This window comes from Pantoea sp. SGAir0180, assembly GCF_043546245.1.
Map to the genome: position 1 here is coordinate 1,105,169 of NZ_CP028071.1, position 25,897 is coordinate 1,131,065.

The following is a 25,897-nucleotide window of genomic DNA, read 5'->3' on the forward strand; positions in this document are numbered from 1 at the left end:
CATGGTACTCGATCGGTTACTTCCCTGGTTACTGCTTGGCGCAGTGATACTCGCCCTCATCGGTATGGTCAGGCGCATGCTGCTCTGGCGGCGCGGGCAACCTGAAAAGGTGGCCCTGCTGAGCGGTTTGCTGGCCATGCCACGGCGCTATCTGGTCGATCTGCATCATGTCGTGGCACGCGATAAATACATGTCGCGCACCCATGTGGCGACCGCAGGTGGCTTTGTCCTGTCAATGTTACTGATTCTGGCGGTTCACCTCTTTCGCATCAGCAACGTACTGGTCAATGGCGTACTGGCGGCCGCGCTGGTCGTCATGTTTACAGGCGCGCTGTTTGTCTGGTATCGCCGCCGCAATCCGCCCGCCCGGCTTTCGCGTGGCCCCTGGATGCGGCTGCCGAAAAGTCTGCTGGTGTTTGCGTTCACCTTCTTTATCACCACATTGCCGATCTCGGATCGGTTTGGCGAGGCCGGACGCTGGGCGCTGGCGCTGCTTCTGGTGGCGGGCATCATCTGGGGACTGGGTGAGATGGTGTTTGGCCTGGCCTGGGGCGGACCGATGAAACATGCCTTTGCGGGCGCACTGCATCTGGCTTTTCATCGCCGGCCGGAACGCTTTGGCGGCGGACGTTCAACCGGACTCAAAAGCGTCGATCTCAATGCGCCGACACTGGGCGTCGAAAAACCGGCGGATTTTAAATGGAATCAACTGCTCGGATTTGACGCCTGCGTCCAGTGCGGTAAGTGCGAAGCAATGTGCCCGGCATTTGCGGCGGGTCAGCCGCTAAACCCAAAAAAGCTGATTCAGGACATGGTGATCGGCATGGCAGGCGGCAACGATGCCCGTTTTGCGGGCAGCCCTTATCCCGGTGTACCCGTCGGTGAGGCCTGCGGCCAGCCGCATCAACCGATCGTCGGGGGGCTGATTAAAGAAGAGACGTTATGGTCCTGCACGACCTGCCGCGCCTGCGTTGAGGAGTGCCCGATGATGATCGAGCACGTTGATGCCATTGTCGATATGCGCCGTTTTATGACGCTGGAAAAGGGGCAAACACCAGGCAAGGGCGCGGCAGTGCTGGAAAACCTCAGTCTCACTGACAACCCGAACGGCTTTAATCCGCGCAGCCGTACGCACTGGGCGGCTGACCAGAACCTGCCGCTGATGCGCGACGTGAAACAGACCGACGTGCTGTTCTGGGTATCGGACGGCGCGTTTGATATGCGCAGTCAGCGTATCCTGCGCGCCTTCGTCAATATTCTTAAGGCCGCCAATGTGCGTTTTGCGGTGCTGGGCGATGAAGAACGGGACAGCGGCGACGTGGCGCGGCGGCTGGGCGATGACGCTACATTCCAGCGCCTGGCGAAAAGCAACATTGCGACGCTGCAACAGTATCGTTTTAACCGCATCGTCACCACCGATCCGCATGCCTTTCACTGTCTGAAGAATGAATATCCCGAACACTATCCGGCTGGCACACAGCCCGACTACGAGGTGCTGCACCACACGACGTTCATCAACGAACTGGTTAAGGCACAGCTCCTGGACCTGAAGGATTACAAGGGCGGCAAGGTGACCTGGCACGATCCCTGTTATCTCGGCCGCTATAACGGTGAATATGCCGCTCCGCGCGAAGTGCTGGCGGAGCTGGGGATCACGCTGTCTGAAATGACCCGATCCGGCTTTCGTTCCCGCTGCTGCGGTGGCGGAGGCGGTGCGCCGGTGACGGATATTCCTGGTGAACGCCGTATCGCCGATATGCGCATGGAGGATGCCAGAGAGACCGGGGCGGAACTCATCGCTGTCGGTTGCCAGCAGTGTACCGCGATGCTGGAAGGCGTTGTCGGGCCACGTCCGGCGGTAAAAGACATCGCCGAACTGGTGGCTGAGGCGCTGAACGAACCCAAAAAACCGCTGCCCGCGAAAATCCGCGACCGCCAAATTGCTGTGGAGGTTATCTGATGGAAACGATCATACGTCGCGATCCGCGCCTTGAGTGGATCAGCCGCAACCGCCTGCATCCCGAGCATGCGGAGCGGTGTCAGCCACCGCCGGAGAGCCGCGGCCCGTCAGGGTTGCTGCGCAAAAACCCACATGTCGTAGGCTTTACCGGCCCGACTGGCCTCAGGCGCATTGACCGCGAGAACGGTAATGCCTGCGTGCAGCTCGCCAGCCGGCGTCTGGCCGGGCCTGATCATCCGGTCGAACGGCCACTGTATCGTGTGGAGCAGCCCGATTATTGCGTGGCCGTGGTGCTCGACATGTCCGGCGGACGCCTTACCCGCCACGATCGCGATATCCTGGGCCAGGCTCATCAGCTGATCCAGCATGCTGGTGGCGCTGGCGTGGTGATGGCCGTGGTGTTTGGCGAGCATCGTGAAGGGGACTTTGCAACGGCCGGTGTGGATCGCCTGCTGCATCTCAGCGGCGAGCACTACACCGGCTACCGCCCGGAGCAGCGCATTCATGCACTGATGGCGGTTGAAAAAGAGTGGGCACCGCGTTTCTGGCTTTTCCCGGACAGCGTCGCGGGCGGCTTCGAACTTGGCTGCCGGTTTGCCGCCCGCACGGGCGAACGGCCCGCAACCCAGGTCTGGCGCGTAACCGGGGAAACCTGCACCAGCCGTGCCGCAGGCGGCAGCGCGGACATTACCCGTCCGCTTGCGCGCGTGATGTTGCTGGCGGAGGAGTGCGCCGAACCGATCGACGACACCCGGCATGAGGTCTTGCCGGTCAGCATCGGGCCATTGAGTATCCGGACAAAACGTATTGAGGACTGCGGCCTGATACCGGTCGATCCGGCTGCGGTGCCGCTGGGCGAAGCGGAATTCATTCTGTCGGCAGGCAATGGCATCGGCAACTGGGAACAGTTTCATGCCACGGCCGCGCTTCTCGGGGCCACCGAAGGCGCAAGCCGTGTCGTGGTGGACAGCGGTCATATGCCGCGTTTCCGTCAGGTAGGGGCCACCGGCACCTGGGTAACGGCACGGGTTTATGTGGCGGTGGGCATCTCCGGCGCGGTACAGCATTTACAGGGCATTGCGCAGTGTGACCGGGTGATTGCCATTAATACCGACCCCGGCTGTGATATGGTCAGCCGCGCCTCGCTCAGCGTGATTGCCGACAGTGATGAGGTTCTGACAGCGCTGGCACGGCGGGTGCGTGACTGGCGCAAAGAGGAGTTACATCATGCAGCATAATGTGCAACACAGCGGCTGCCGTATCACCGCGCTGGTGTCGGTGGGCAGGCATCCGGAATCCGGACGCGCCCGTCGGGCGGAACAGGACGCCCGCGCGGTAGAGCTTGGGCTGACGCTGGCGCAGGACACCCTGGAAGTCCTGCATGCGGGCGATCCGCATGATGCGGCGCTGCGCAGCTATGCCGGAATGGGCGTGGAGGCGCTGCGCGTGCTCGCCATGGACGAACAGGGCGACGCGGTGGCGGTATTGAGCGATTACCTTAGTCAGGATCAGCCGGACGTGATCCTGACCGGCGGCCGGTCGGAGCGGGGTGAGTCGTCCGGTATGCTGCCTTTTCTGCTGGCGGAAGCGCTGGCGATGCCGGTGGTGGTCGGCGTGGCGGAAATCGTCAGCCTGAACGGCACCGATGCCGAAGTATTACAGGCACTGCCGCGGGGACAGCGCCGGTTGCTACGCATTGCGCTGCCGTTTATCGCCAGCGTCGACATGGCCGCCTGCGCACCGCGTCAGGTCGCCTTTGGTCCGGCAAACCGGGCGACGATTATGGCGCAGCCGGGCGTTGAGGTGCGGGATGCGGCAAGAGCGGAATGGCAGATTGCCCCGGCGGTCAAACGGCCGAAGCGTCTCAAAAAGATCAAAGCCAAAACGGCTGCTGACCGCTTTAAAGCGGCAACCGCCAAATCACAGAGCGACGGCGGAAAGGTTTTGCAAAATAAACCGGTAGAGGAAATGGCGCAGGCGGTCTTTGATCTGCTGCTGGAGGAGGGGGTGATTCGCTAGGGCAACGCTGATCCTGCCTGGCTTGATCCTCGCCAGGCAGGAATATCATCAGTCTTTCACGTTTTTGAGGATGGTTTCACTGTACCAGTCGATAAAGTTAATCACGCCGAACTCATAGGTTTCCGAATAAGGGCCCGGTTGATAGCCGACAGAGTTAATCCCACGCTGGTTTTCTTCCCCCAGAACGCGATCCTGCTCATTGGTCGCATCCCAGACGGCACGCAGTTTCTCGGGATCAAAATCTTCACCCGCCACCGCGTCTTTATGCACAAACCATTTGGTGGTGACCATCGTTTCCTGCGCCGAGAGGGGCAACACGCGGAACACAATAAAGTGATCGCTCTGCATGTGGTTCCAGGAGTTCGGCAGGTGCAGGATGCGCATGGAACCCTGATCGTGACTCAAAAAACGCCCCATGAGTCTGGTGCAGCCTTCGCGACCATCTATGGTCATCGCCTTCGTGCCCTCTTTCAGCGGCATCCGCACGATGCGGTTACGCAGGCCAAAGCTCTGGTGGCGATGGGGAATCCCCTGTTCGTCCCAGCGTGCGGCCTGTTTATTGTAGTAATCGTGGAAGCTCTGCGGCGCGCGCGGATCGTTGGTATCGTCCCACTCCAGCAGGCTGTTCAGCAGTTCAGGATGACTTCCGGCGCAGTGATAGCACTCGCGATTATTCTCCAATACCAGTTTCCAGTTCGCTTTTTCGTACATGTGCGATTCTGCCGCCAGTTTGGTGTTTTCCACGTCATAGGGCGCCATATATTCGTCCAGGGTGGCCAGAAAGGCGTCAAAGTCAGACTGTGGCGGCGCATCAGCCAGACAGACAAAAATAAAGCCGCCGGCGGTTTTGCAGTGCGCCTTTTTCAGCCCGTGCTGCTTCATATCGAATGCCTGATTCATTTCCGAGCCGGCAAATAACAGATTGCCTTTCAGGTCGTAGGTCCACTGATGATAGGGACACACCAGGTTCGCTACTTTGCCGCGCTCTTTTGAGCAGAGTCGGGAGCCGCGATGACGGCAGGTATTATGAAAGGCGTTAATGTTACCTTCCGCGTCTCGCAAGACCAACACCGGGTTCTGACCCACCTCAAGGGTGAAGTAGTCCCCTTTTTTCGGGATTTCACTGCTCATTCCGGCAAACAGCCACTCTTTCTGAAAGATCGCCTCCATATCAATGCGAAACAGAGTCGGGTCGTTATAAAGCGCCTGCGGCAGCGAGTAGTTGGGCTGACACTTTTCGAGCAAATCGCGTATGCGGTCGTTCGCATCGACAAGGCTTGTACAGGTGATATTCAGCAGATCGTTATGGCTCATAGTGATCTTCCCGCGCGGTTAAGGAGAGTGTTTTGCGCCTTTCCAGGCGTAACAGGATGCCAACCACCCAAATTTTCCGTCAGGCCAGACGTTGATACACGCGTAACGGCTAAGGGTGACGTCCATGCTGCACGGGTTACGCGCACGCGAATGTTCTGCCAGCGACATCCATCCCCTCTGTTAAAGACGTGCGCGCGAAATTTCTTAGCGGGACGGTTTTTTTAAGCATTTCCGTGTCGCGAATAACTAAATGCTGAAACAGGGTTAAACGGAAAATCAGGCTTACCGGCTCAAAAGCCTGTTGCGATGTCGCCAGTCAGACAGGCAATTGAACTCTCCACTTCTGATGGGAATGAAACGTATGTCAGACCGAAATATCACCGTACTGAATACCAATGCTTTTGAGCCTGTCACAACACAAACCTGGACCAATGGCCGCCATGCGGTGCGCTGTGTGAAGGTGATACAGGAAACCCATGACGTGAAAACCTTCTGTTTTATGGCAGAGCAGCCGGTGATGTTCTTTTTCAAACCGGGGCAGTTTGTCACGCTGGAACTGCTGATCGAGAATGAAACGGTTTTCCGCTCCTATACCATCTCCAGTTCGCCCTCCGTGCCTTACAGCTTCTCCATTTCGGTAAAACAGGTGCCGGGCGGCGTGGTCTCGAACTGGTTACATGCCACACTGCGCGAGGGCATGAATCTGGCAGTACATGGTCCGGTAGGGCAGTTCAACTGCATCGACTATCCCAGCAACAAGGTGCTGTACCTCTCTGGCGGCGTGGGCATTACGCCCATGATGTCGATGGCGCGCTGGTATTTTGATACCAATGCGGATGTGGACATGGTGTTTGTGCACAGCGCACGAACGCCGGAAGACATTATTTTCCGACGCGATCTGGAAAACATGACGGCGCGCATCCCCAATTTCAGACTGAGTATCATCTGTGAGCGGTACGAATCGGGCCAGTGCTGGTCCGGCTTCAGCGGTTTCCTCAATTTGGCGATGCTGCAGATGATTGCTGCGGATTTCAAGGACCGCGAGATTTTCTGCTGTGGCCCGACACCGTACATGCGTGCGATTAAAACGCTGTTACAGGAAGTCGGTTATGACATGACGCGCTATCACGAAGAGTCGTTTGGTGCCACACCAGAGGTCGTGCAGGAGCAGGTCGAACAGGAGGCCGAAGAGGCCGCTGAAATGGCCGACGCGCTGTGCAGTTCAGAACTGCTTAGCGTGGCATTCACCCAAAGCGACAAGAGCGTCAGAATCGCCCCCGGCGAAACCGTGCACGCCGCCGCGGCCAAACTGGGACTGCATATTCCAAAAGCGTGCGGCATGGGTATCTGCGGCACCTGTAAGGTGAAGTGCCTGGACGGCGACGTCGAGATGAACCACAACGGCGGCATCACCGATGAGGATGTGGAAGAGGGCTACATTCTGTCGTGCTGCAGCATTCCAAAGAACAATATCATCGTTGAATTTTAATGACGATCCGCATCGCCGTCTGGCGCACCCTCAGCGCGAGCACGTTTGCTGTGCACTGCGCAACGGTGACGCAGCCTGAACAGGGGTAAAGCGCCGTTCACCGCAGCGGATAGACAGCCGCAGCGTCAGTGACAGGGCTTATTTTCTTTCTTGCTGGCCGTCCTCACTCTGCATCGACGCCTCACTCCCGCGTAAGGGCCGTCGAACGGGACATATGTCCTGCAAGCGTTCACAAAAGCGCACCAAACAAAAAGCCCGCTCAGGTTTCCCTGAGCGGGCTTTTCTTAATCTGGCTCCTCTGACTGGACTCGAACCAGTGACATACGGATTAACAGTCCGCCGTTCTACCGACTGAACTACAGAGGAATTGTTGGAACGGGGCGAATAGTAGCGGCGTCAGTACGGGATGTCAAAGCACTCTTTAACGGTTTGCGTTCAAGTGCGTGTAAAAGCAGCGCATTGGCGAAGAACTGACGCATTCGCTTGCTTTTCAAACTGCTAACAGGATCTCACTTTAAACCCATTTCCAGGTAGATGTTAGACGCATGTCAAATTTTTGTTATTTGACGATATCAAAACACTTGTTTCAGTGCTTTTATGATAAAAATTTCAAAAAAGTAATTTATGGAATAAATAAACTGTTTACGGCGACAAAATGGAGTGTTCTGAGATGTGTCCGCGTTGCCTGTAGCGCATGTTTATGGAAATCATGAAGATAAGAAAAGTGGTGGGGGTGTCAGAAAAGCGTCAACGTAGTCGTCTTACCTCAAATTTTCCATTAAAAACGCCAGCGAGGCGGTATGAATGTAAAAAATATTTTTCATTCAACAGGTCAGTCGCTAGCAAGTTAACAAATAAGAAGGGTCCCTATGAACATCAAAAAAACGATTGTTGCTTCACTGTTAGCCTGCATCTTGCCCGCCGCTGCGATGGCGAAAGATATTTCCGTGGGGGTTTCGATGGCGATGTTTGACGATAACTTCCTGACCATTGTGCGTAACGCTATACAAAATGAGATGAAAAAGGATGACGTAAAAGGCCAGATTGAAGATGCCAAAGGCGATGTCGCGCAGCAACTTCAGCAGGTACAAAACTTTATTGGTCAGGGCGTCGACGCCATTATTGTTAACCCGGTGGACACCGACGCGGTGAAACCGATTATCGATCAGGCATCTAAGGCGGGTGTGGCGCTGGTGTTCGTCAACCGCAAACCCCAGGCGCAGTTGGGTGACAAGATGGCGTTTGTGGGTTCTGACTCCGAACTGGCGGGCCGTCTGCAGATGGAAGCGCTGGCAAAAGCCATGAACGGAAAAGGTAACGTGGCTATTTTGCTGGGTGATTTGGCGAACGAATCCACCCGCGAGCGCACCAAAGGGGTGGAAGCGGTCGTGGCGAAATACCCGAATATTAAAGTGGTACAAAAGCAAACGGCGAAATTTAGCCGTAACGATGCGGTGGACGTCGTGAGTAACTGGATGACCGCCGGAGACGATATCAACGCTATCGCGTCAAACAACGACGAAATGGCCATCGGTGCCATTCAGGCGCTGGGTAAAAACGATAAACATATTCTGGTCGCCGGTGTCGATGGTACCCCCGATGCGCTGCAGATGATTAAGAACGGCAAAATGGTCGCCAGCGTGTTCCAGGACGCAAAAGGACAGGGTGAAGGTGCCGTTCAAACGGCGGTTAAGCTCGTCAAAGGTGAGAAAGTGCAAAAGATCGTCGATATCCCGTTCCAGCTGATCACCAAAGACAACTACACCAAATACACCAGCATGAACCAAAAATAAACGTCCTGAACCTGTGGAACGGAGGTGATGTATGACCGCGTTTGCGCTTGAAGCCGAAGGCATCAGCAAGTTCTTTCCGGGCGTGAAGGCACTGGATAATGTGTCGTTACGTGTGCGTCCGGGAACGGTACATGCGTTGATGGGTGAAAATGGCGCGGGCAAATCCACTTTAATGAAATGCCTGATCGGGATGTACCGTCCCGATCAGGGCTCCATTAAAATTAAAGGGGAGCCAGTGCAGTTCAGGGACACCATGGATGCGTTACGTTCCGGTATTTCCATGATTCATCAGGAACTCAACCTGGTGCCGCATATGACCGTCGCAGAGAATATCTGGCTGGGACGGGAGCCAGTGAAGTTTGGTTTTGTCGATCACGCCCGACTGAATGAAGAAACCCAGCAGTTGTTAAGCCGCCTGAACATCAGACTGAAAGCCGATCGGCTGGTGGGCGAACTCAGTATTGCGTCACAGCAGATGGTGGAGATCGCCAAAGCGGTGTCCTGGAACTCGGACATTGTGATCATGGACGAGCCCACCTCCGCCCTGACGGAAACCGAGGTCGCCCATCTGTTTACCATCATTCGTGATCTGCGCGAGCAGGGCAAAGCCATCGTTTATATCAGTCACAAAATGGATGAGATCTTCGCCATTACGGATGAAATCAGCGTGTTCCGCGATGGCAGCTGGGTGGGCAGCGACAGTACCAGCGCATTCACGCGTCAGTCGCTGATTACCAAAATGGTTGGACGTGAGCTGACGCAGCTGTTCCCGAAATTCAATAATGCGATTGGGGAAGAGGTGCTCACCGTTCGTCATCTGAGTTGTCAGGACCGCTTTTCCGACGTCAGCTTTGGCGTGCGCCGTGGGGAAATTCTCGGTGTGGCGGGTCTGGTCGGTGCCGGACGCAGTGAAGTGATGGAAAGCCTGTTTGGCATGGTGCCTTTCGACAGCGGCGAAATCCTGATTGATGGTGTGCCGGTCGCTATTGATTCGCCGTCGGTCGCCATCGAAAAAGGAATGGCGTTTCTGACAGAAGATCGCAAGAAGTCCGGGTTGTTTTTGGTGTTGTCGGTGTTAGAGAACATGAGCATCGTCAACATGCCTGAATACAGCGGTAAAGGCGGTTTTGTCAGTCATGTGAAAATGGCTCAGGACTGCATGGATCAGATCCGCCGTCTGAATATCAAAACCCCCACCATGGACCAAATCATCAATAACCTGAGCGGAGGGAATCAGCAGAAAGTCCTGATTGCCCGCTGGCTGCTGGCTCAACCCAAAATCCTGATTCTTGATGAGCCGACCCGTGGAATTGACGTCGGGGCGAAAGCAGAGATTTACCGTTTGATCAGTGAACTGGCCAACCGTGGAGTTGCCATCATTATGGTGTCGTCAGAGCTGCCGGAAATTCTGGGCATGAGTGACCGTATCATGGTGATGCATGGTGGGCGCATTACCGGCATCCTCGATAAAGACGAGGCCGATCAGGAAACTATTTTGTCGTTAGCATCCGAATGAGGCGCGAAACCACGATGAGTAATATGAAAGCAACGGCCACGCAGGCTCCTCAGCATCAACCCTCTTTTTTTGCGCATTTACGTCAGAAACTGCCAAAAGATACCGGCATTTTTGTCGTGATGGTCGGCATTGCGTTGATTTTCGAAATGTTTGGCTGGTATGTGCGCGATCAGTCCTTTTTGATGAACACCAATCGTCTGATTCTTATCGTCCTGCAGGTTGCCATTATCGGCATCATTGCTGTGGGCGTGACCCAGGTCATTATTACCACCGGTATCGATCTGTCCTCCGGGTCGGTTATCGCGCTCACTGCCGTGGTAGCCGCCAGTCTGGCGCAAACTTCAGATACGCTGACCCCGATGTTTCCGTCACTGGTGAACATGCCCGCGGTGGTGCCGATTGGGGCCGGCATTGGGGTAGGGTTATTGTGCGGTCTGATTAACGGCGTATTAATTACCCGTACCGGTATTCCCCCGTTTATTGCCACGCTGGGCATGATGGTGTCGGCCCGTGGACTGGCACAGTATTACACCCAGGGTAACCCTATCAGTTTTCTCTCTGACGGGTTCACCTCGATTGGCCAGGGCGCAATGCCGGTCATTATCTTCCTGGTGGTTGCGCTGGTGTTCCACATCGCACTGAAACATACCCGCTACGGCAAATACGTGTACGCCATCGGCGGTAATATGACCTCGGCCAAAGTGTCCGGTATCAACGTCAATAAATACCTGATTATTGTCTATACCATCGCAGGCGCGTTGTCCGGCCTGGCGGGCGTGGTACTGGCGGCGCGCGTCAGTAGCGGCCAGTCTAGCATGGGCGTGGGCTATGAGCTGGATGCGATTGCCGCGGCGGTTATCGGCGGCAGCAGCCTGATGGGCGGCGTAGGGCGCATTACCGGCACGCTGATAGGCGCGGTGATACTGGGACTGATTAAAAGCGGCTTTACGTTTGTCGGGGTAGATGCGTACATCCAGGATATCATCAAAGGCATCATCATCGTCGCCGCAGTGACCATCGATATGCGACGCAACCGTGCCAAACGCTGAATACGCTGCCGCCCTGGCGCTGTAGCGGCGCTGGCGGCAGGCGCTTATCCCGGTCACATCGTTCACCCTGCGCCCGGGACTAAGCGCCACCGCCGCCTTGCTACATCACAAATGCGTTTACGTCGTCCCGTTTCGCGATCCTGTTAAAAGAAAAAACAGGGTAGTAAACGTTTCGGTTATTCCTTTTTAACTAATGCGCCTTTGCACGTCTGCCGGGCCGCAATAACGCCGCCCCGGCGGTCTGCTAAACCTGTTACGTTTCCCGCCTTTTACGGATAAACCCTGCCCCGGAGAGGTGGGAGGATTTCCCGGTCGTCAAGCCTCATCCTCGGTGAAGATTGCCTGTTAACCATCCCTGCACGCTGGTCTGTCATGTTGCGCACTATTGCGGTGCAGGGCGACATGAATGGGAAAAGCAGGTCTGGCAGTCGTCCGGGATTACCTCTTTAGAGGTAACAGGAAACGCTTTTTTATCCGACTGTTAGAAAAATTTTCAAAGATATTTTGCAAACTGAATAAACCTGGTCTGCATCTTGCAATTACCTCTTATGCAGGCTGGTGAGTAGCGACCAGCCAGACACCTTGACGTAGCGACGGAGGCAAGATGAACTTAAGACGGCTGAAATACTTTGTGAAAATCGTCGATATCGGTAGCCTGACACAGGCAGCAGAAGTGCTGCATATTGCTCAGCCTGCATTGAGCCAGCAGGTTGCTACGCTGGAAGGCGAGCTGGAACAGCAGCTTCTGAACCGGACCAAACGCGGCGTCACACCGACCGAAGCCGGTAAACTGCTTTACAGCCATGCACGCGTCATTCTGCGGCAGTGTGAGCTGGCCCAGTCTGCGGTGATGAATGCCGGTCAGGTGGTGGAGGGGCAGGTGTCAATCGGTCTGGCACCGGGCACGGCGGCATCCGCGTTAACTATGCCGCTTCTGCAAACCGTACGGGAACAGTACCCGGATATCATGATTTACCTGCATGAAAACAGCAGCAGTGCGTTGAATGACAACATCATCAGCGGGCAACTGGATATGGCGGTGCTGTATGACCGCGCCCCCACGGCGGGCATCAACAGCGTGCCCCTGCTGAAAGAAGATCTCTATCTGGTCGGCGCAACCGCCTGCCCTGGCACCAACGTCGATCTGGCCGAGGTAGCCCAGATGAGCCTGTTTCTGCCGCGTGATTACAGCGCCGTGCGCCAGCGGGTTGATGAGGCTTTCTCACTGCGCCGCCTGAGCGCGCGCATTATTGGCGAGATCGAATCGCTTTCGACGCTCACCGCCGCAATATCCAGCGGGATGGGCGTGACCGTGTTGCCTGAATCGGCGGCCAGAGCGCTGGTTGGTTCAACCCAGGCCTGGATGGCGCGGATCACCAGCCCGACCATCAGCCTGCCGCTGTCACTGAATCTTTCACACCGCTTGCCGTTATCGCCACCCGCACAGGCCGTTAAAAATATTCTGCTGTCGCTGCTCAACAAGCCACTGACTGAAAAACGCGAACTCACGCTGGTCAGCTAAACACAGCGTTCTGTTTATCCCTCTCAAGCAGGGCGTGTAAAACCGCGCCGCTGCCTTTTCTCCTCTTCCATGCTGTCCTCTCTGTGCGTCCTGCCGCCTTCTATATGCTTCAAACGCATAAATAAATCTTTTTTATTATTTCAGGTTATCGATAAGCGTTTTTATTATCGAATGATCAGATTGCGTAAAGAGAGGTAAATATTTTGAATTTCCAGCAACTTAAAATTATTCGCGAAGCCGCGCGGCGGGAGTTCAACCTCACGGAGGTCGCCAGCACGCTGTTTACCTCGCAATCAGGCGTCAGCCGTCATATTCGCGATCTGGAGGATGAGCTTGGCGTCGAAATTTTTGTCCGCCGTGGCAAGCGCCTGCTTGGTATGACGGAGCCGGGCAAGGCGCTGCTTACCATCGCCGAACGCATTCTCGATGAAGCTGGTAAAGTGCGTCGCCTGGCCGATGTCTTCACGAACGAATCCAGCGGCATTCTCTCTATCGCCACCACACACACGCAGGCCCGGTACAGCCTGCCGCCGGTCATCAAGTCCTTTCGCCAGCTTTATCCTAATGTCCGGCTTGAACTTAATCAGGGATCGCCGCAGGAAATTGTGAATATGCTACTGGCCGGTGAGGTGGATGTCGGGATTGCCAGTGAAATGCTGGCGAATAATAACAGCCTGGCCGCGTTTCCCTGGTTCAGCTGGCATCATGCACTGCTGGTTCCGCGCGATCATGAACTGGCACAACAGCAGCCGGTCTCACTGAATGCTCTCAGTCAGCATCCGTTAATTACCTACCGGCAGGGCATTACCGGCCGCTCCCGGGTGGACAGCGCGTTTCAGCGCGCCGGCTTAAAGCCGGATATCGTGCTCAGCGCTCAGGATTCCGATGTGGTGCGCACCTATGTCAAACTCGGGCTGGGCGTCGGTATTCTGGCCGATCAGGCCTGTGAAAAAGAGCCGGGCGGAGAGCTGGTCCGGCTGGATGCCACTCACCTGTTCGACGCCAACACCGTCTGGCTGGGCCTGAAACGGGGACAACTGCAGCGCAATTACGTCTGGCAGTTCCTTGAGCTGTGCAACGCGAATCTGTCGCTTGAAGAAATTAAAGCGCAGGCGCTCTCTACGGCAGGCGATGATGAGCCCGTAATCGACTTTCAAATCTGACTCCGCGTTGCGCCCTGACGGCATAAAATTTTTTTTCGGCCGTCATTCGCCATAGCGAACGCTTTCTGGCTGCCAATAACAACATCCTGCGCTTCCCCCAACCGATAAAGTGAAGAGAACTGAAAAAGGGGGATGCGATGTCACGTATACAACTGAAAGATCACACACTACTGCGCCAGCAGGCGCTGTTTGCCGGTGAATGGCAACACGGTTATCAGGGCGCAACGCTCGCCGTTAACGATCCGGCTACGGGCGAAACGCTGGCTAGCGTACCGGCGTTAGGTCGCCAGGAAACGGAGGCGGCAATTGCCTGTGCCGAATCGGTCCGCCATGCATGGGCGACAACCCCCAATGCCACCCGTGCGGCGCTGCTGGAAAAATGGCATCAGCTTATTCTTGATAACGCTGACGATCTGGCCATCATCATGACGGCAGAACAGGGCAAGCCGCTGGCGGAGGCGCGCGGTGAAGTGCTCTACGGTGCCAGTTTTGTGAAATGGTTTGCGGAAGAAGCGCGTCGGATTTATGGCGACACCATTCCCGCCCCAACGACCGACCGGCGCATTATTGTCCTGAAACAACCGGTTGGCGTCGCGGCAGCGATTACGCCCTGGAATTTCCCCATCGCAATGATTACCCGCAAAGTCGCACCGGCACTGGCGGCAGGCTGCCCGATTATCGTTAAACCGTCTGACCTGACGCCGCTGTCTGCACTGGCACTGGCCGTGCTGGCCGAGCGCGCGGGTTTCCCGGCAGGCGTTTTACAGGTGCTCACCGGCATGCCGACAGACATCGGCGCCGCGCTGACCGAAAGCCGTCTGGTGCGTAAAATCTCGTTCACCGGCTCAACGCGCGTGGGCCAGCTGCTGATGAAGCAGTGCGCTGACAGCATTAAACGCCTGAGTCTGGAGCTGGGCGGCAACGCGCCGCTTATTGTCTTTGACGACGCGGATATCGAGATTGCCGTCGCGGGCGTGATGACCAGCAAATTCCGTAATGCGGGACAAACCTGTGTGTGTGCCAACCGTATTCTGGTGCAGCGTAACATCTATGAACGCTTTACCGCCCGACTGCTGGACGCGGTGGCGACCCTGAAGGTCGGAGATGGTTTTGCCCCTGGCAGCACTATCGGGCCGTTGATCAATACCTCCGCGGCGGAGAAGGTCAACGGGCACATTGATGATGCGCTGCAAAAAGGCGCAACGCTGTTGACCGGTGGCATCAGCAACGGCCCCGGTACGTGGGTGCAGCCCACCGTGCTGGGACAGGTCACGAGTGAAATGCGCATCGCGCAGGAAGAAACCTTTGGACCGGTGGCTCCGCTGTTTATCTTTGATGATGAAGAACAGGCGCTGGCGATGGCAAATGACACACCCTTTGGCCTTGGCGCTTACTTCTTTACTGAAAATATCCGTCGAGCCTGGCGCGTGGCGGAAGCGCTGGAGTTTGGCATGGTCGGTTTTAATACCGGCGTCATTTCGCTGGAAGTCGCGCCGTTTGGCGGCGTGAAATTATCCGGGATAGGTCGCGAAGGGTCGCGATATGGCATTGACGAATATCTGGAGCAAAAAACATTTCACATGGGCAGCCTGTAATTTAACTTTTAATTTCTGATATTCCTCGCCAGCATGAACGTTATGCTGGCGTTTTTTTTGTGCGCCAGATCGACGTTTTATCCGTATTCTCCTTTTTAGTGCAAGTTTCATGCGCATTGCACCAAAGCAATGCGGCTTTTTTGTGAAGTAAATCATCTGTTTAACCCTTCGGCAATTCCGCAATAAATCCTTCACGAATACGGCACAAAAATTTTTTTGGGCGGTTTTAAACGCATTTTTATTTTTTTAACGGCTGGCATACTTTCTGCATTACCTAATAAAGCGTGCCGAAAAGCATTGCCAGAAATTAATTCATCCAGCGTGTGATGGGTGTAACAAATAAGGATTCTTTCATGTTGAGTTTCGACCCGGAAAGCGTGCAACTCCCGCCTGGCCACTATATTGGCGGAAAACATGTACAGACCCAGGGCGACGCTTTTGCCGTTAAACGCCCGTCTGATGGCAAGGTGTTTGCCACGCTGCGCGAAGCCCAGGCAGAGGATGTTGACCATGCCGTCATGACGGCACATCAGGCATTGAAAACCAGCGGCTGGTCAGGATGTGCACCGCGTGAACGTGGTCGGGTATTGCGCCGCTGGGCAGACTTAATCGAACAGGATCCCCTGCTGGCGCAGCTTGAAGCCCTTGGCTCAACCCGTCCGATTACCGATGTTGTGCAACATGAAATTCCCTTTACTGCCGAAGCCATTCGCTTCTATGCCGAGTGCGCCGACAAATACAGCGGCGATCTGTTTCCGACACGTGACAGTAGCCTGGGCATGTTGATTGCGGAGCCCTATGGCGTTATCGGGGCGATCACGCCGTGGAACTTCCCGCTGTCCATGGCTTCATGGAAATGCGGACCTGCGCTGGCCGCAGGCAACGCGGTAGTGCTAAAACCCTCAGAGCTGACGCCGCTGTCCACCGTGCGTATGGCCGAGCTGGCGGTACAGGCCGGGTTACCGGCGGGCATTCTGAATATTGTGCAGGGCAGCGGTGCGGTGACCGGCAGCGCCCTGGTCAGGCATCCCCTGGTGCGCAAAGTCTCCTTTACCGGCTCCACTGTGACAGGCGCGCGCATTATGAGTGATGCGGCCCAGTTTGGCATGAAGCCCGTCACGCTGGAGTTAGGCGGCAAAAGCCCCCAACTGGTGTTTGATGATGCGGGCGAGATTGAGGTGCTGGCACAACGCATTCTGCGTGGCTTTACCGCCAATGGCGGCCAGGCCTGCGTTGCCGGGACGCGCCTGATTGTGCAGCGCGGTATTGCCGATGCGCTGACGGAACGGCTGGCGGCGCTGTGTCGTGAGGTCCGGCCTGGCGTGACCTGGCAGGAAACCAGCCGCTATGCCCCGCTGATTGATGCGCGTCAGGGCAACAAAGTGCAGTCCGTGATTGAGGCGGCGAAAGCCCAGGGCGCAGACGTGCTGGTGGGCGGTGACCGCTTCGCGGATACCGATGAGGGCTGGTTCTGGCAACCCACGCTGCTGACGCAGGTGAAACAGGATAATCCGGCAGTGCAGCAGGAAATCTTCGGGCCTGTGCTGACAATTCAGACGTTCGACAGCGAAGACGAAGGGCTGGCGCTGGCGGCACATGAGACCTATGGCCTGTGCGCCGGGGTGCATACGCTGAGCCTGCCACGTGCGATGCGTGCGATACGGGGAATCGCTTCCGGTACGGTATGGGTCAACCGCTACGGGCGGTCCGGCGATTTCATCATTCCTACCGGGGGGTTCATGGGGTCCGGTATCGGCAAAGATTTGGGTCGTCAGGCGTTCCAGGCCTGCCAGCGCCAGAAAAGCGTCCTTATCGATTTTTAAGCACCTAACCAGACAATAACGAGGTTAATGTAATGGCACTGTTTAAACCCAAATTCATCACGTTTGATTGCTATGGCACGCTGATCTTTTTTGATATGGCCGGTGCGGCAAAACGCTGTTTTCACGATCGCGTCGACGCGAAAGACATGGCGGCCTTTGTGACCGACTTTTCCAGCTATCGCCTGGACGAAGTGCTGGGCGCGTGGAAACCCTATTACGATGTGGTCAGCAATGCGATTCAGCGCACCTGTAAAAAGTGGGGCGTGACATGGACGCAGGCTGACAGCGATTACATTTACACCGACTGCGCCACCTGGGGACCGCATCCGGATGTGCCTGCCGGGTTAGCTAAAGTGGCGGAAGCCTTCCCGTTGGTGCTGCTGACCAATTCAATGAAGGATCTGATTCCACACCATATTCCTCGTCTGGGTGCGCCCATCCACATGACGATTACCGCAGAAGAAGCGGGCGCGTATAAACCGCAGATGAAAGGCTTTGAATACATGCTGGAGAAACTGGACTGCCGTCCGGACGAAATTCTGCATGTCTCCTCCAGTTTCCGCTATGACCTGATGACGGCGCACGATCTTGGCATTAAACACAAGGTCTGGGTCAACCGTGGCCACGAACCGGCTAACCCCTATTACCAATACACCGAAATCAAAGACATTGGCGGCCTGCCCGGCGTCGTGGGTCTGTGAGGACAGCGTCATGAAACTGGAATCGTACTGGCAGGCGACCGCACCGGCGTTTCGCGCGGCCGCCAGCGGTCCGTTACCCGCCCATGCGGATGTGGTGGTGATCGGGGCGGGCTTTACCGGTGTTTCGGCGGCCTTATCGCTGGCGCGCAGTGGGATCAATGTGGTGGTGCTGGACAGCGGGGAGGTGATGAGTCAGGCCTCCGCCCGTAATGGCGGTCACTGCAACACCGGCGTGGCACAAAACTTTGCTTCACTGGTGGCCAGCCAGGGGCTTGAGCAGGCCAGTCGGTTCTATAAGGCATTCGATGATGCCGTGACCTATGTCGGGCAGTTGATTAAAGACGAGCAGATTGACTGTGACTTTCGTCTGTGCGGCAAGCTCAAACTGGCCAGTAAGGCGTCGCACTTGTCCGGCCTGCGTGAGGCCTGGGAACTGATGCGCCGTACGGTGGATCCGGATGTGGAACTGCTCAGTCAGTCAGAGGTTGCGCAGGAGATCGACGGCGGCAACTTCCATGGCGGCCTGCTACAGCATCACGGCGGCCAGATGCACATGGGCAAATTTGGCATCGGCCTGGCCGAAGCCGCGGCCCGCAGTGGGGCAAAAATTTATACGCACCATCACGTTACGAAGCTGGAACGGCTTGACGGCTACCGCCATCGGGTGGTGACCAGCAAAGGTGACATTCTGGCCGATAAAGTGCTGATGGCGACGGGCTGTTCCAGTGACGGTCCGTTCCCGTGGTTCCAGCGCCGTATTGTGCCGGTGGGCAGCTTTATCGTGGTGACCGAGCCGCTGGATACGGCGCTGCTTACCGGCTTGCTGCCGCATAAACGTAACTATGTGACCTCCATGAACATCGGCAACTACTTCCGGACCACCGCGGACAGCCGTCTGGTGTTCGGTGGCCGGGCACGCTTCGCCATCAGTAACCCGACGTCGGACTCCCGCAGCGGGGACATCCTGCACGCCGCCATGGCCAGTATGTTCCCCAGACTGCGCCATACGCAGATCGACTACTGCTGGGGCGGCATGGTGGATATGAGCGCCGATCGCCTGCCGCACGCAGGCGAACAGGACGGTGTGTTTTACTCGCTGGGTTACAGCGGGCATGGCACGCAGATGTCGGTATGGATGGGCCGGGTCATGGCCGATCTGTTGAGTGAGAAATCCCGCGATAACCCCTGGCAGCGCGAGACATGGCCTGCACTGCCGGGTTATCACGGAAAACCGTGGTTCCTGCCTCTCGCCGGGCTCTACTACAAAGCAAAGGATCGCCTTTCATAACTTCACATTGTTTTTCAGGCCGCCGGGGCATTGTCGGGTCGAAACATCATGACCGGATCATCGCCTTCGCGGTGCGCGCCACACAGCATGTGCCGTCTGATTAACGCAGGGAATTTCACCGTTCGCTTGAAAACGTAATGAGGGTGTACAGATGAGTAAAATCGATAATAAAGAATCTGACGTAACCAATTCTGCTCTGACGCGGATGATCACTGAAGGTACGCTGTCCCGCCGCAGTCTGATGAAATTGCTTTCAGCCGGGGCCGCGATGAGCACCGGGTTGATCGGCTTCCCTGGCATGGCGCTGGCAGAGGAGAAACCGACTCAGGGCGGCAAAATCCGTGTGGGCATGTCCAATGCGTCGGCGACTGACACGCTGGACCCGGCGAAAGGCAATAACAGCGCCGACTTTACGCGCCAGTTTATGTTCTACAGCGGGCTGACAGAGGTGGATAAAACCCTGACGGTGAAACCTGCGCTGGCGGAATCCATCGACTCTGACGATGGCGTCACCTGGAGCATTAAGCTGCGTAAAGGCGTGACCTTCCATGATGGTAAGCCGTTTACGTCCAAAGACGTGGTTTATTCACTGAGCCGCCATAAAGATCCAGCCGTCGCGTCCAGCGCTTTCAAGCTGGCTGAGCAGTTCAAAACCATCAACGCCGTCAACGACAATGAAGTGCAGCTTATTCTGGTGGCACCTAACTTTGACGTTCCTTACATGCTCGCAACGTCGCCCTTCCTGATCGTGCAGGACGGCACCAAAGATTTCAGCAAAGGTATCGGCACAGGGCCGTTTGTCTGCAAAAGCTTTACGCCTGGCGTCAGTACGCTTGGCACGAAAAATCCCAACTATTTTAAACCGGGGCTGCCGCATCTGGACCAGGTGGAACTGCTCGGCGTGACCGATCAGGCGGCCCGCGTCAATGCTCTGTTATCAGGCGATATTCAGGTGGCTTCAGGGCTGAAAGCCTCGGACAGTATGCGCATCAGCCGTACACCGGATCATGGGGTGCTTGAAACCAAGGGCGGCATGTACACCAACCTGATTATCCGCACCGATATCAAACCCGGCAGCAATCCCGATTTCGTGCTGGCGATGAAATATCTGCAACCCCGAGAGATCGTGGTGAAAACCGTGTTGCAGGGCTTTGGCGACGTCAGCAACGATACGCCGGTGCCGCCGTGGCACCCGCTGTACAACGCCGATCTCAAACCCCGTCCGTTGGATCCGGAAAAAGCGAAGTTTTATATCAATAAAGCCGGCATGAGCGGGCAAACCATTGAGATTGTTACGACGCCGCCGCTGGAAGGCGCAACCGAAGGCGCGCAGCTGATTCAGCAGGTAGGTCGCAACGTCGGACTGAACGTCAACGTGCGTCGTGTGCCGTATGAAGGCTACTGGGGGACCCACTGGATGAAAGATCCCATTGGTTACGGCTCCATCAACCCGCGGCCAACACTGGATATGCTGTTCTCACAGTTTTATCTCTCCAGCGCACCGAACAACGAATGCGGCTGGAAAAATGAACAGTTCGATCAGCTGGTGATTGCGGCGCGTGGCGAACGTGATAAAGCCAAACGCAAGCAGATGTACGGCGATATGCAAACGCTGATCTATGACCACTGCGGCACGCTGATTCCTGCCTTTATCAGCTCGATGGATGGTTACAGCAAAAAGCTGAAAGGGCTGGAAGCCTGGCCGTCAGGCATGTTGATGGGCTATCGCTTCCACGAGTTTGCCTGGCTGTCTGCCTGATCACGCGTCTGTAAGAGGAGTTCGCCGATGAACCGATACATGATGTTCCTGATTGCCCGGCGCATTGGCGCCGGCATCCTGACCTTGCTTATCGTCTCAGCGGTGGTGTTCTTTATCACCAGCCTGCTGCCGGGCGATGCGGCGCAAATGATCCTGGGGCAAAACGCCACACCCGAAACCGTGGCGGCCCTGCGTCAGCAACTGGGCTTAGATCAGCCGCTGCTGGTGCGCTATTTCACCTGGCTCGGCGGCATGCTGACAGGGAATTTTGGCACCTCATTTGCCAGTCATCTGCCGGTGGCACAGCTGGTGGCACAGCGGCTTCCGGCCACGTTTGAACTGGCGGCGACCACCACCGCCATCTGCGTGCCGCTTGCGCTGATTATCGGTATTGCCGCCGCGATGAACCGCGGCTCGAAGCTGGATCGCGCGCTGGTGATTGGCACTATGGCCACGGTAGCCGTACCGGAATTTCTGGTGGCGACCGTAGCGGTGCTGATCTTCGCCGTGAAGCTGCACTGGGTCTCGGCTATGTCACTGGGCAGTCCCAACATGGATTTCGCCAGCTATATCAAAGCCTACGCATTGCCGGTCATCACGCTATGTTGCGGCCTGGTCGCCCAGATGGCGCGCATGACGCGTGCGGCCATCATTAACCAGCTCGACAGCCCGTATCTGGAAATGGCCTTGCTGAAAGGCGTTTCCCCGATGCGCGCCGTGTTGCGTCATGCCTTACCTAACGCCGTTGGCCCGATTGCGAACGCGATTTCCCTCAGCCTTTCTTATCTGTTTGGTGGCGTCATCATCATTGAAACCATCTTCAGCTATCCCGGTCTGGCCAGCCAGATGGTGGATGCGGTCAGTAACCGCGATCTGCCCGTCGTGCAGCTCTGCGTCATGCTGTTTGCCGGCTGTTATCTGTTGCTGCTGCTGGCTGCGGATATCGTCACTATCGCCTTTAACCCGAAATGGAGGAGCTGATGAAACTTCTGCTTCCCTGGCGCATTTTTCAGTCACTGTCGTTATCAGGTCGCCTGGGCCTGATCGTGACCCTGTTCTGGCTGGTCATCGCGCTGTTTGGCACCTGGTGGGCACCGCACAGCCTCGACGATATTGGTTCCGGGCCGCTGATGGGCGGATTCACCCCCGAAAACCTGTTGGGCACCGATTATCTGGGGCGGGATATGCTCACGCGCATTATGTACGGCGCGAAATTCTCGCTGGGCCTGGCACTCGGCGCGGCCATTCTGGCCAGCCTGATTGGGACGATGCTGGCCTTAATCGCGGCGGTCACCGGACGCTGGCTGGAGGAGCTCTTGGGTCGCATTAACGACGCGATGCTGGTGCTGCCGGGTAAAATTCTGGCGCTGATGATTGTGGCGGTATTTGGTTCTTCACTGCCGATGCTGCTGATCACGGCGGTGTTCACCTACTGGCCGGGCGCCTTCCGCATTGCGTTTGCGCTGGCCAGTAGTTTGCGCAATATGGATTACGTCCGCGCCTCCCGGCTGCGGGGCGAAAGCCGCTGGTACATCGCCATCCACGATATTCTGCCGAACATGGTTCATCCGGTGCTGGCCGATTTTGGTCTGCGCTTTGTGTACATCGTCCTGCTGCTGAGCGGCCTGAGCTTCCTGGGATTGGGCGTCCAGCCGCCGTATGCCGACTGGGGCACCTTAGTCCGCGAAAATATTCAGGGGCTGTTTGACGGTTCGCCGGCGGTGTTGATGCCCGCCCTGGCGATTGCCAGTCTTACTATCGCCGTAAACCTGTTTATTGACAGTCTGCAAAGCATGCGTCCGCTGACGCTGGCAAAGGAGGGGGCATGAACGTGACACCACATACGGCGATGCCTGTGATTTCGGTGGATAAGCTGCGCGTAACGGCGCACAACGACAATGGCGATAAGCTGGATATCGTCTCTGATATTCGCTTCACCGTGCAGAAGGGGGAAGTCCTGGCGCTGATTGGTGAATCCGGCTCGGGGAAAACCACCATCGCAATGGCGCTGATGGGCTATGCCCGCCACGGTTGTAAGATCGCCGAGGGAAATATCCACGTCGCGGGCACCAACGTCATGACGTTGACGCCTGCCGAACTTCGCTTTTTCCGCGGAAATAAGGTCGCCTACATTGCGCAAAGTGCGGCGGCCTCGTTTAACCCCGGCATGAAAATTATCGACCAGGTGATCGAGCCAGTGGTGATTCACGGCACGATGACGCGCAAGGCGGCAAAAGCCAAAGCGCTGGGCCTGTTTCGGGAGCTGGCGCTGCCGAATCCGGACACCATTGGCGATCGCTTTCCGCATCAGGTTTCGGGCGGACAGCTCCAGCGCTTAATGACGGCCATGGCGCTGATTAGCGATCCGGAGGTGGTGATTCTTGATGAGCCCACTACCGCGCTGGATGTCACCACGCAGGTCGAAGTGCTCAAAGCCTTCCGCCGCGTGGTCAAACAGCGTGGCGTGACGGCGATTTATGTCAGCCACGATCTGGCCGTCGTTGCACAAATGGCCGACCGTATTCTGGTTTTACTGCAGGGAAAAATTGCCGAATACGGCACCACGGCGCATCTGATAGGCGCACCGCAGTCGGACTATACGCGCCTGCTGATGGCGGCGGCGCAACAGAAAGAACGCCCCAGCAACTGGTGCCCGGCAAAGGCGAATGAGCTGCCGCTGCTGGAAGTACGCGACCTGTCTGCGGGTTACGGACCCAAAGGCAGTGATGGTTTGCCCAAAGTGCGCATTCTGGAAAACATCAATCTTACGCTCTGGAAAGGCCAGGCCATCGGCATTATCGGTGAGTCCGGCTCGGGCAAAACCACGCTGGCTCATGCTATCGCCGGCCTGAACCCGGCCTGTCAGGGGCAAATCCTGTTTAACGGTCACATGGTGGCCGGTCAGATGCAAAAGCGCACGGATAACGAACTGCGTCGTATTCAGTATGTTTTCCAGATGGCGGATACGGCGCTCAATCCTGCACACAGTGTGGAACAAATTCTGTCACGCCCGCTGACGCTGTTTCATGGGCTGAGCGGCATCGCCCGGCAGAACCGGCTGTATCAACTGCTGGATTTGGTCAGGCTGCCACGTACCGTGCTCTCGCGCCGTCCCTGGTCGCTGTCCGGTGGACAAAAGCAGCGCGTGAACCTGGCGCGCGCGCTGGCGGCAGAGCCGGATGTCATTCTGTGCGATGAGGTAACCTCGGCGCTCGATACCGTGGTGGCCTCGGCGGTACTGGATCTGATCAGTGAGCTGCGCCGTGAACTGGGGCTGTCTGTCATCTTTATCAGCCACGATATGCACGCCGTCAGAGCGGTGTGCGATGAGATCGTCGTCATGCGCAATGGCGCTATCGTCACCCAACTGGCGCGGGAAAATTACGAGCAGCCGACCCGCGAGCTCTATTTTGAACGCCTGAAACGTGCCGTGCCTGAACTCCGTCAGGGCTGGCTCGACGAGCACGAAGAGATCCTGAAAGCCGAATAACCGGTAAACAAGCGCCCCCCATTCCGGGGCAGGGCAGCACGCCATTGCCATGTTGCCCCAACACACGACGAGGTTGTGACGACATGCCCGCACCGATTCGATATGTACAGGACAGCCCGGATTTCCCGGATGCTGCTGATGTGGTGGTGATAGGTGCCGGTATCGCCGGTGCAGCCGCAACCTGGTATCTGGCAAAGCAGGGCCTGAAAGTGGTGCTGATAGAAAAAGGCCTGGTCGGGGCCGAACAGTCCAGCCGCAACTGGGGCTGGTGCCGCCAGCAGAATCGCGACGAGCGTGAACTGCCACTGGTGATTGAAGCCCTGCGCGGCTGGGAACAACTGAGCCAGGAAACCGGGGAAGAGCTGGGGTTTCGCCGCAGCGGCCTGGTGTATGCCACCCGCAATGAAGCGGATATTGCCGCCTGGGATAAGTGGGGGCAGATGGCGAAGCAGTACGGCGTGCGCAGCGATATTCTGAATGCCCGGCAGGCTAAAGCGATGACGCCGGGCAGTACCACTGACTGGCTGGGCGGCGTATCTGCGCCTACGGACGGTGCTGCTGAGCCGCGACTCGCCGCCCCCGGCATTGTCATAGGGGCGCAGAAAAACGGGGCGCAGGTTTTTCAGCAGTGTGCCGTGCGCGGGCTGGATATCACGGCGGGCCGTGTCAGCGGCGTCGTTACGGAACGCGGCCTGATCAAGACCAGCCGTGTGATCTGTGCTGCCGGGCCATGGACCTCGATGTTTTGCCGTCGTCACGGTCTCGATCTGCCGCTTGGCAACGTGATTGGCACCGCGTTTCGCACCCAGCCCATTCGGCAGGCCATTACCGTGCCGTTTTATACCGAACGTTTCGCCTGTCGCCCACAACTCGACGGCAGCTATACGGTTTCCGTCTCCGGCCGCGGCAGACTGGAGCCCGGCGCGCAGGGTCTACGTTATCTGAAGCAGTTTTATCCCACATTCAAAAGTCGTCGTAAAAACCTTACCCTGAACCTGGGGATTAAACCGTTTTTCCATGGGCCTGAAGCCATGGGCCGCTGGGATCTGGATAGCGTTTCGCCGTTTGAGCGCATGCGTATTCTCGATCCGGCCGCCGATCGCTCGGTGGTGGAAAACGGCCTGGCAGCGATGCGCCGGGAGTTTCCTGCCCTGGCCAACCTGAAGGTTGCCCAGGCCTGGGGCGGCATGATTGACAGCACCCCGGATGCAATTCCGGTCATTTCCACCGTGGCAAAACTGCCCGGTCTGGTGCTGTCGGCGGGCTTCAGCGCCCACGGTTTTGGCATTGGCCCCGGTGCGGGCCGCCTTGCCGCCGAGCTGGCAACTGACGCCACGCCGGTTGTCGATCCGACCCCTTATCGCTACAGCCGTTTCACTGACGGCAGCGCACTTGATGCACCTGGCATGATGTAAG

Annotated in this window: 19 protein-coding genes and 1 tRNA gene; 18 read left to right on the forward strand and 2 right to left on the reverse strand. The window is 56.9% G+C overall.

Going from position 1 to position 25,897, the window contains the following annotated elements; genetic code table 11:
• The first annotated feature begins 1 nt into the window (after position 1).
• Genes C1N58_RS05215 through C1N58_RS05225 form a run of 3 tightly spaced genes read left to right on the forward strand, consistent with a single transcriptional unit; the run spans position 2 to position 3,979 of the window.
• Positions 2-1,960 carry a (Fe-S)-binding protein gene (locus tag C1N58_RS05215; RefSeq protein ID WP_394564654.1) on the forward strand — a complete coding sequence of 653 codons (1,959 nt, stop codon included), beginning with the start codon at positions 2-4 and terminating at the stop codon, positions 1,958-1,960.
• A complete protein-coding gene (locus C1N58_RS05220; protein ID WP_394564655.1) occupies positions 1,960-3,198 on the forward strand; it encodes an electron transfer flavoprotein subunit alpha in 1,239 nt (412 codons plus the stop codon). Before C1N58_RS05215 ends, C1N58_RS05220 begins: the two co-directional genes overlap by 1 nt.
• Positions 3,188-3,979: an electron transfer flavoprotein subunit beta gene (locus C1N58_RS05225; RefSeq protein ID WP_054633522.1), complete on the forward strand. Its 792-nt coding sequence runs from the start codon at positions 3,188-3,190 to the stop codon at positions 3,977-3,979. The genes C1N58_RS05220 and C1N58_RS05225 overlap by 11 nt, the downstream gene beginning before the upstream one ends.
• Positions 3,980-4,027: 48 nt before the next feature.
• Here C1N58_RS05225 and C1N58_RS05230 read toward each other — a convergent pair whose 3' ends face one another.
• Entirely contained in the window at positions 4,028-5,293 is a 1,266-nt protein-coding gene (locus C1N58_RS05230) for an aromatic ring-hydroxylating oxygenase subunit alpha (protein ID WP_394564656.1), read from the reverse strand.
• 361 nt (positions 5,294-5,654) lie between these two features.
• Between C1N58_RS05230 and C1N58_RS05235 the strand changes: the two genes are divergently transcribed.
• Positions 5,655-6,782: a hybrid-cluster NAD(P)-dependent oxidoreductase gene (locus tag C1N58_RS05235; RefSeq protein WP_110268332.1), complete on the forward strand. Its 1,128-nt coding sequence runs from the start codon at positions 5,655-5,657 to the stop codon at positions 6,780-6,782.
• Between the two features lie 290 nt (positions 6,783-7,072).
• Here C1N58_RS05235 and C1N58_RS05240 read toward each other — a convergent pair.
• Positions 7,073-7,148, reverse strand: a tRNA-Asn gene (locus C1N58_RS05240).
• 503 nt (positions 7,149-7,651) lie between these two features.
• Here C1N58_RS05240 and C1N58_RS05245 point away from each other — a divergent pair.
• The 14 genes from C1N58_RS05245 to C1N58_RS05310 all read left to right on the forward strand — a co-directional run bounded on the left by C1N58_RS05245 (position 7,652) and on the right by C1N58_RS05310 (position 25,896).
• A complete protein-coding gene (locus tag C1N58_RS05245) occupies positions 7,652-8,575 on the forward strand; it encodes a sugar ABC transporter substrate-binding protein (protein ID WP_006119664.1) in 924 nt (307 codons plus the stop codon).
• Between the two features lie 31 nt (positions 8,576-8,606).
• Complete coding sequence (locus C1N58_RS05250) at positions 8,607-10,091, forward strand: sugar ABC transporter ATP-binding protein (protein WP_033740365.1); 1,485 nt, start codon at positions 8,607-8,609, stop codon at positions 10,089-10,091.
• 23 nt (positions 10,092-10,114) lie between these two features.
• Positions 10,115-11,140 carry an ABC transporter permease gene (locus C1N58_RS05255; protein ID WP_369974382.1) on the forward strand — a complete coding sequence of 342 codons (1,026 nt, stop codon included), beginning with the start codon at positions 10,115-10,117 and terminating at the stop codon, positions 11,138-11,140.
• Positions 11,141-11,744: 604 nt separating this feature from the next.
• Positions 11,745-12,662 carry a nitrogen assimilation transcriptional regulator NAC gene (nac, locus tag C1N58_RS05260; RefSeq protein ID WP_394564657.1) on the forward strand — a complete coding sequence of 306 codons (918 nt, stop codon included), beginning with the start codon at positions 11,745-11,747 and terminating at the stop codon, positions 12,660-12,662.
• Positions 12,663-12,865: 203 nt separating this feature from the next.
• A complete protein-coding gene (gene cbl / locus C1N58_RS05265) occupies positions 12,866-13,825 on the forward strand; it encodes an HTH-type transcriptional regulator Cbl (RefSeq protein ID WP_006119660.1) in 960 nt (319 codons plus the stop codon).
• Between the two features lie 137 nt (positions 13,826-13,962).
• Positions 13,963-15,420, forward strand: a complete 1,458-nt coding sequence (locus C1N58_RS05270; protein ID WP_394564658.1) for an NAD-dependent succinate-semialdehyde dehydrogenase — start codon at positions 13,963-13,965, stop codon at positions 15,418-15,420.
• Between the two features lie 353 nt (positions 15,421-15,773).
• The gene (locus tag C1N58_RS05275) at positions 15,774-17,243 is read left to right on the forward strand and encodes an aldehyde dehydrogenase family protein (protein ID WP_033740361.1); all 1,470 of its coding nucleotides are present in this window, start codon (positions 15,774-15,776) and stop codon (positions 17,241-17,243) included.
• 32 nt (positions 17,244-17,275) lie between these two features.
• The gene (locus C1N58_RS05280; RefSeq protein ID WP_039338052.1) at positions 17,276-17,944 is read left to right on the forward strand and encodes a haloacid dehalogenase type II; all 669 of its coding nucleotides are present in this window, start codon (positions 17,276-17,278) and stop codon (positions 17,942-17,944) included.
• 10 nt (positions 17,945-17,954) lie between these two features.
• Complete coding sequence (locus C1N58_RS05285; protein ID WP_394564659.1) at positions 17,955-19,232, forward strand: NAD(P)/FAD-dependent oxidoreductase; 1,278 nt, start codon at positions 17,955-17,957, stop codon at positions 19,230-19,232.
• Between the two features lie 151 nt (positions 19,233-19,383).
• Entirely contained in the window at positions 19,384-20,991 is a 1,608-nt protein-coding gene (locus tag C1N58_RS05290; protein WP_283786227.1) for an ABC transporter substrate-binding protein, read from the forward strand.
• Between the two features lie 27 nt (positions 20,992-21,018).
• A complete protein-coding gene (locus C1N58_RS05295; protein ID WP_039338049.1) occupies positions 21,019-21,972 on the forward strand; it encodes an ABC transporter permease in 954 nt (317 codons plus the stop codon).
• On the forward strand, positions 21,972-22,820 hold the full coding sequence (locus C1N58_RS05300; RefSeq protein ID WP_006119653.1) for an ABC transporter permease: 849 nt from the start codon (positions 21,972-21,974) through the stop codon (positions 22,818-22,820). Before C1N58_RS05295 ends, C1N58_RS05300 begins: the two co-directional genes overlap by 1 nt.
• A complete protein-coding gene (locus C1N58_RS05305) occupies positions 22,817-24,481 on the forward strand; it encodes an ABC transporter ATP-binding protein (RefSeq protein WP_054633528.1) in 1,665 nt (554 codons plus the stop codon). The genes C1N58_RS05300 and C1N58_RS05305 overlap by 4 nt, the downstream gene beginning before the upstream one ends.
• 83 nt (positions 24,482-24,564) lie before the next feature.
• Positions 24,565-25,896 (forward strand): NAD(P)/FAD-dependent oxidoreductase, encoded by a 1,332-nt coding sequence (locus C1N58_RS05310; protein ID WP_394564660.1) that lies wholly within the window; start codon positions 24,565-24,567, stop codon positions 25,894-25,896.
• Position 25,897 lies beyond the last annotated feature (1 nt).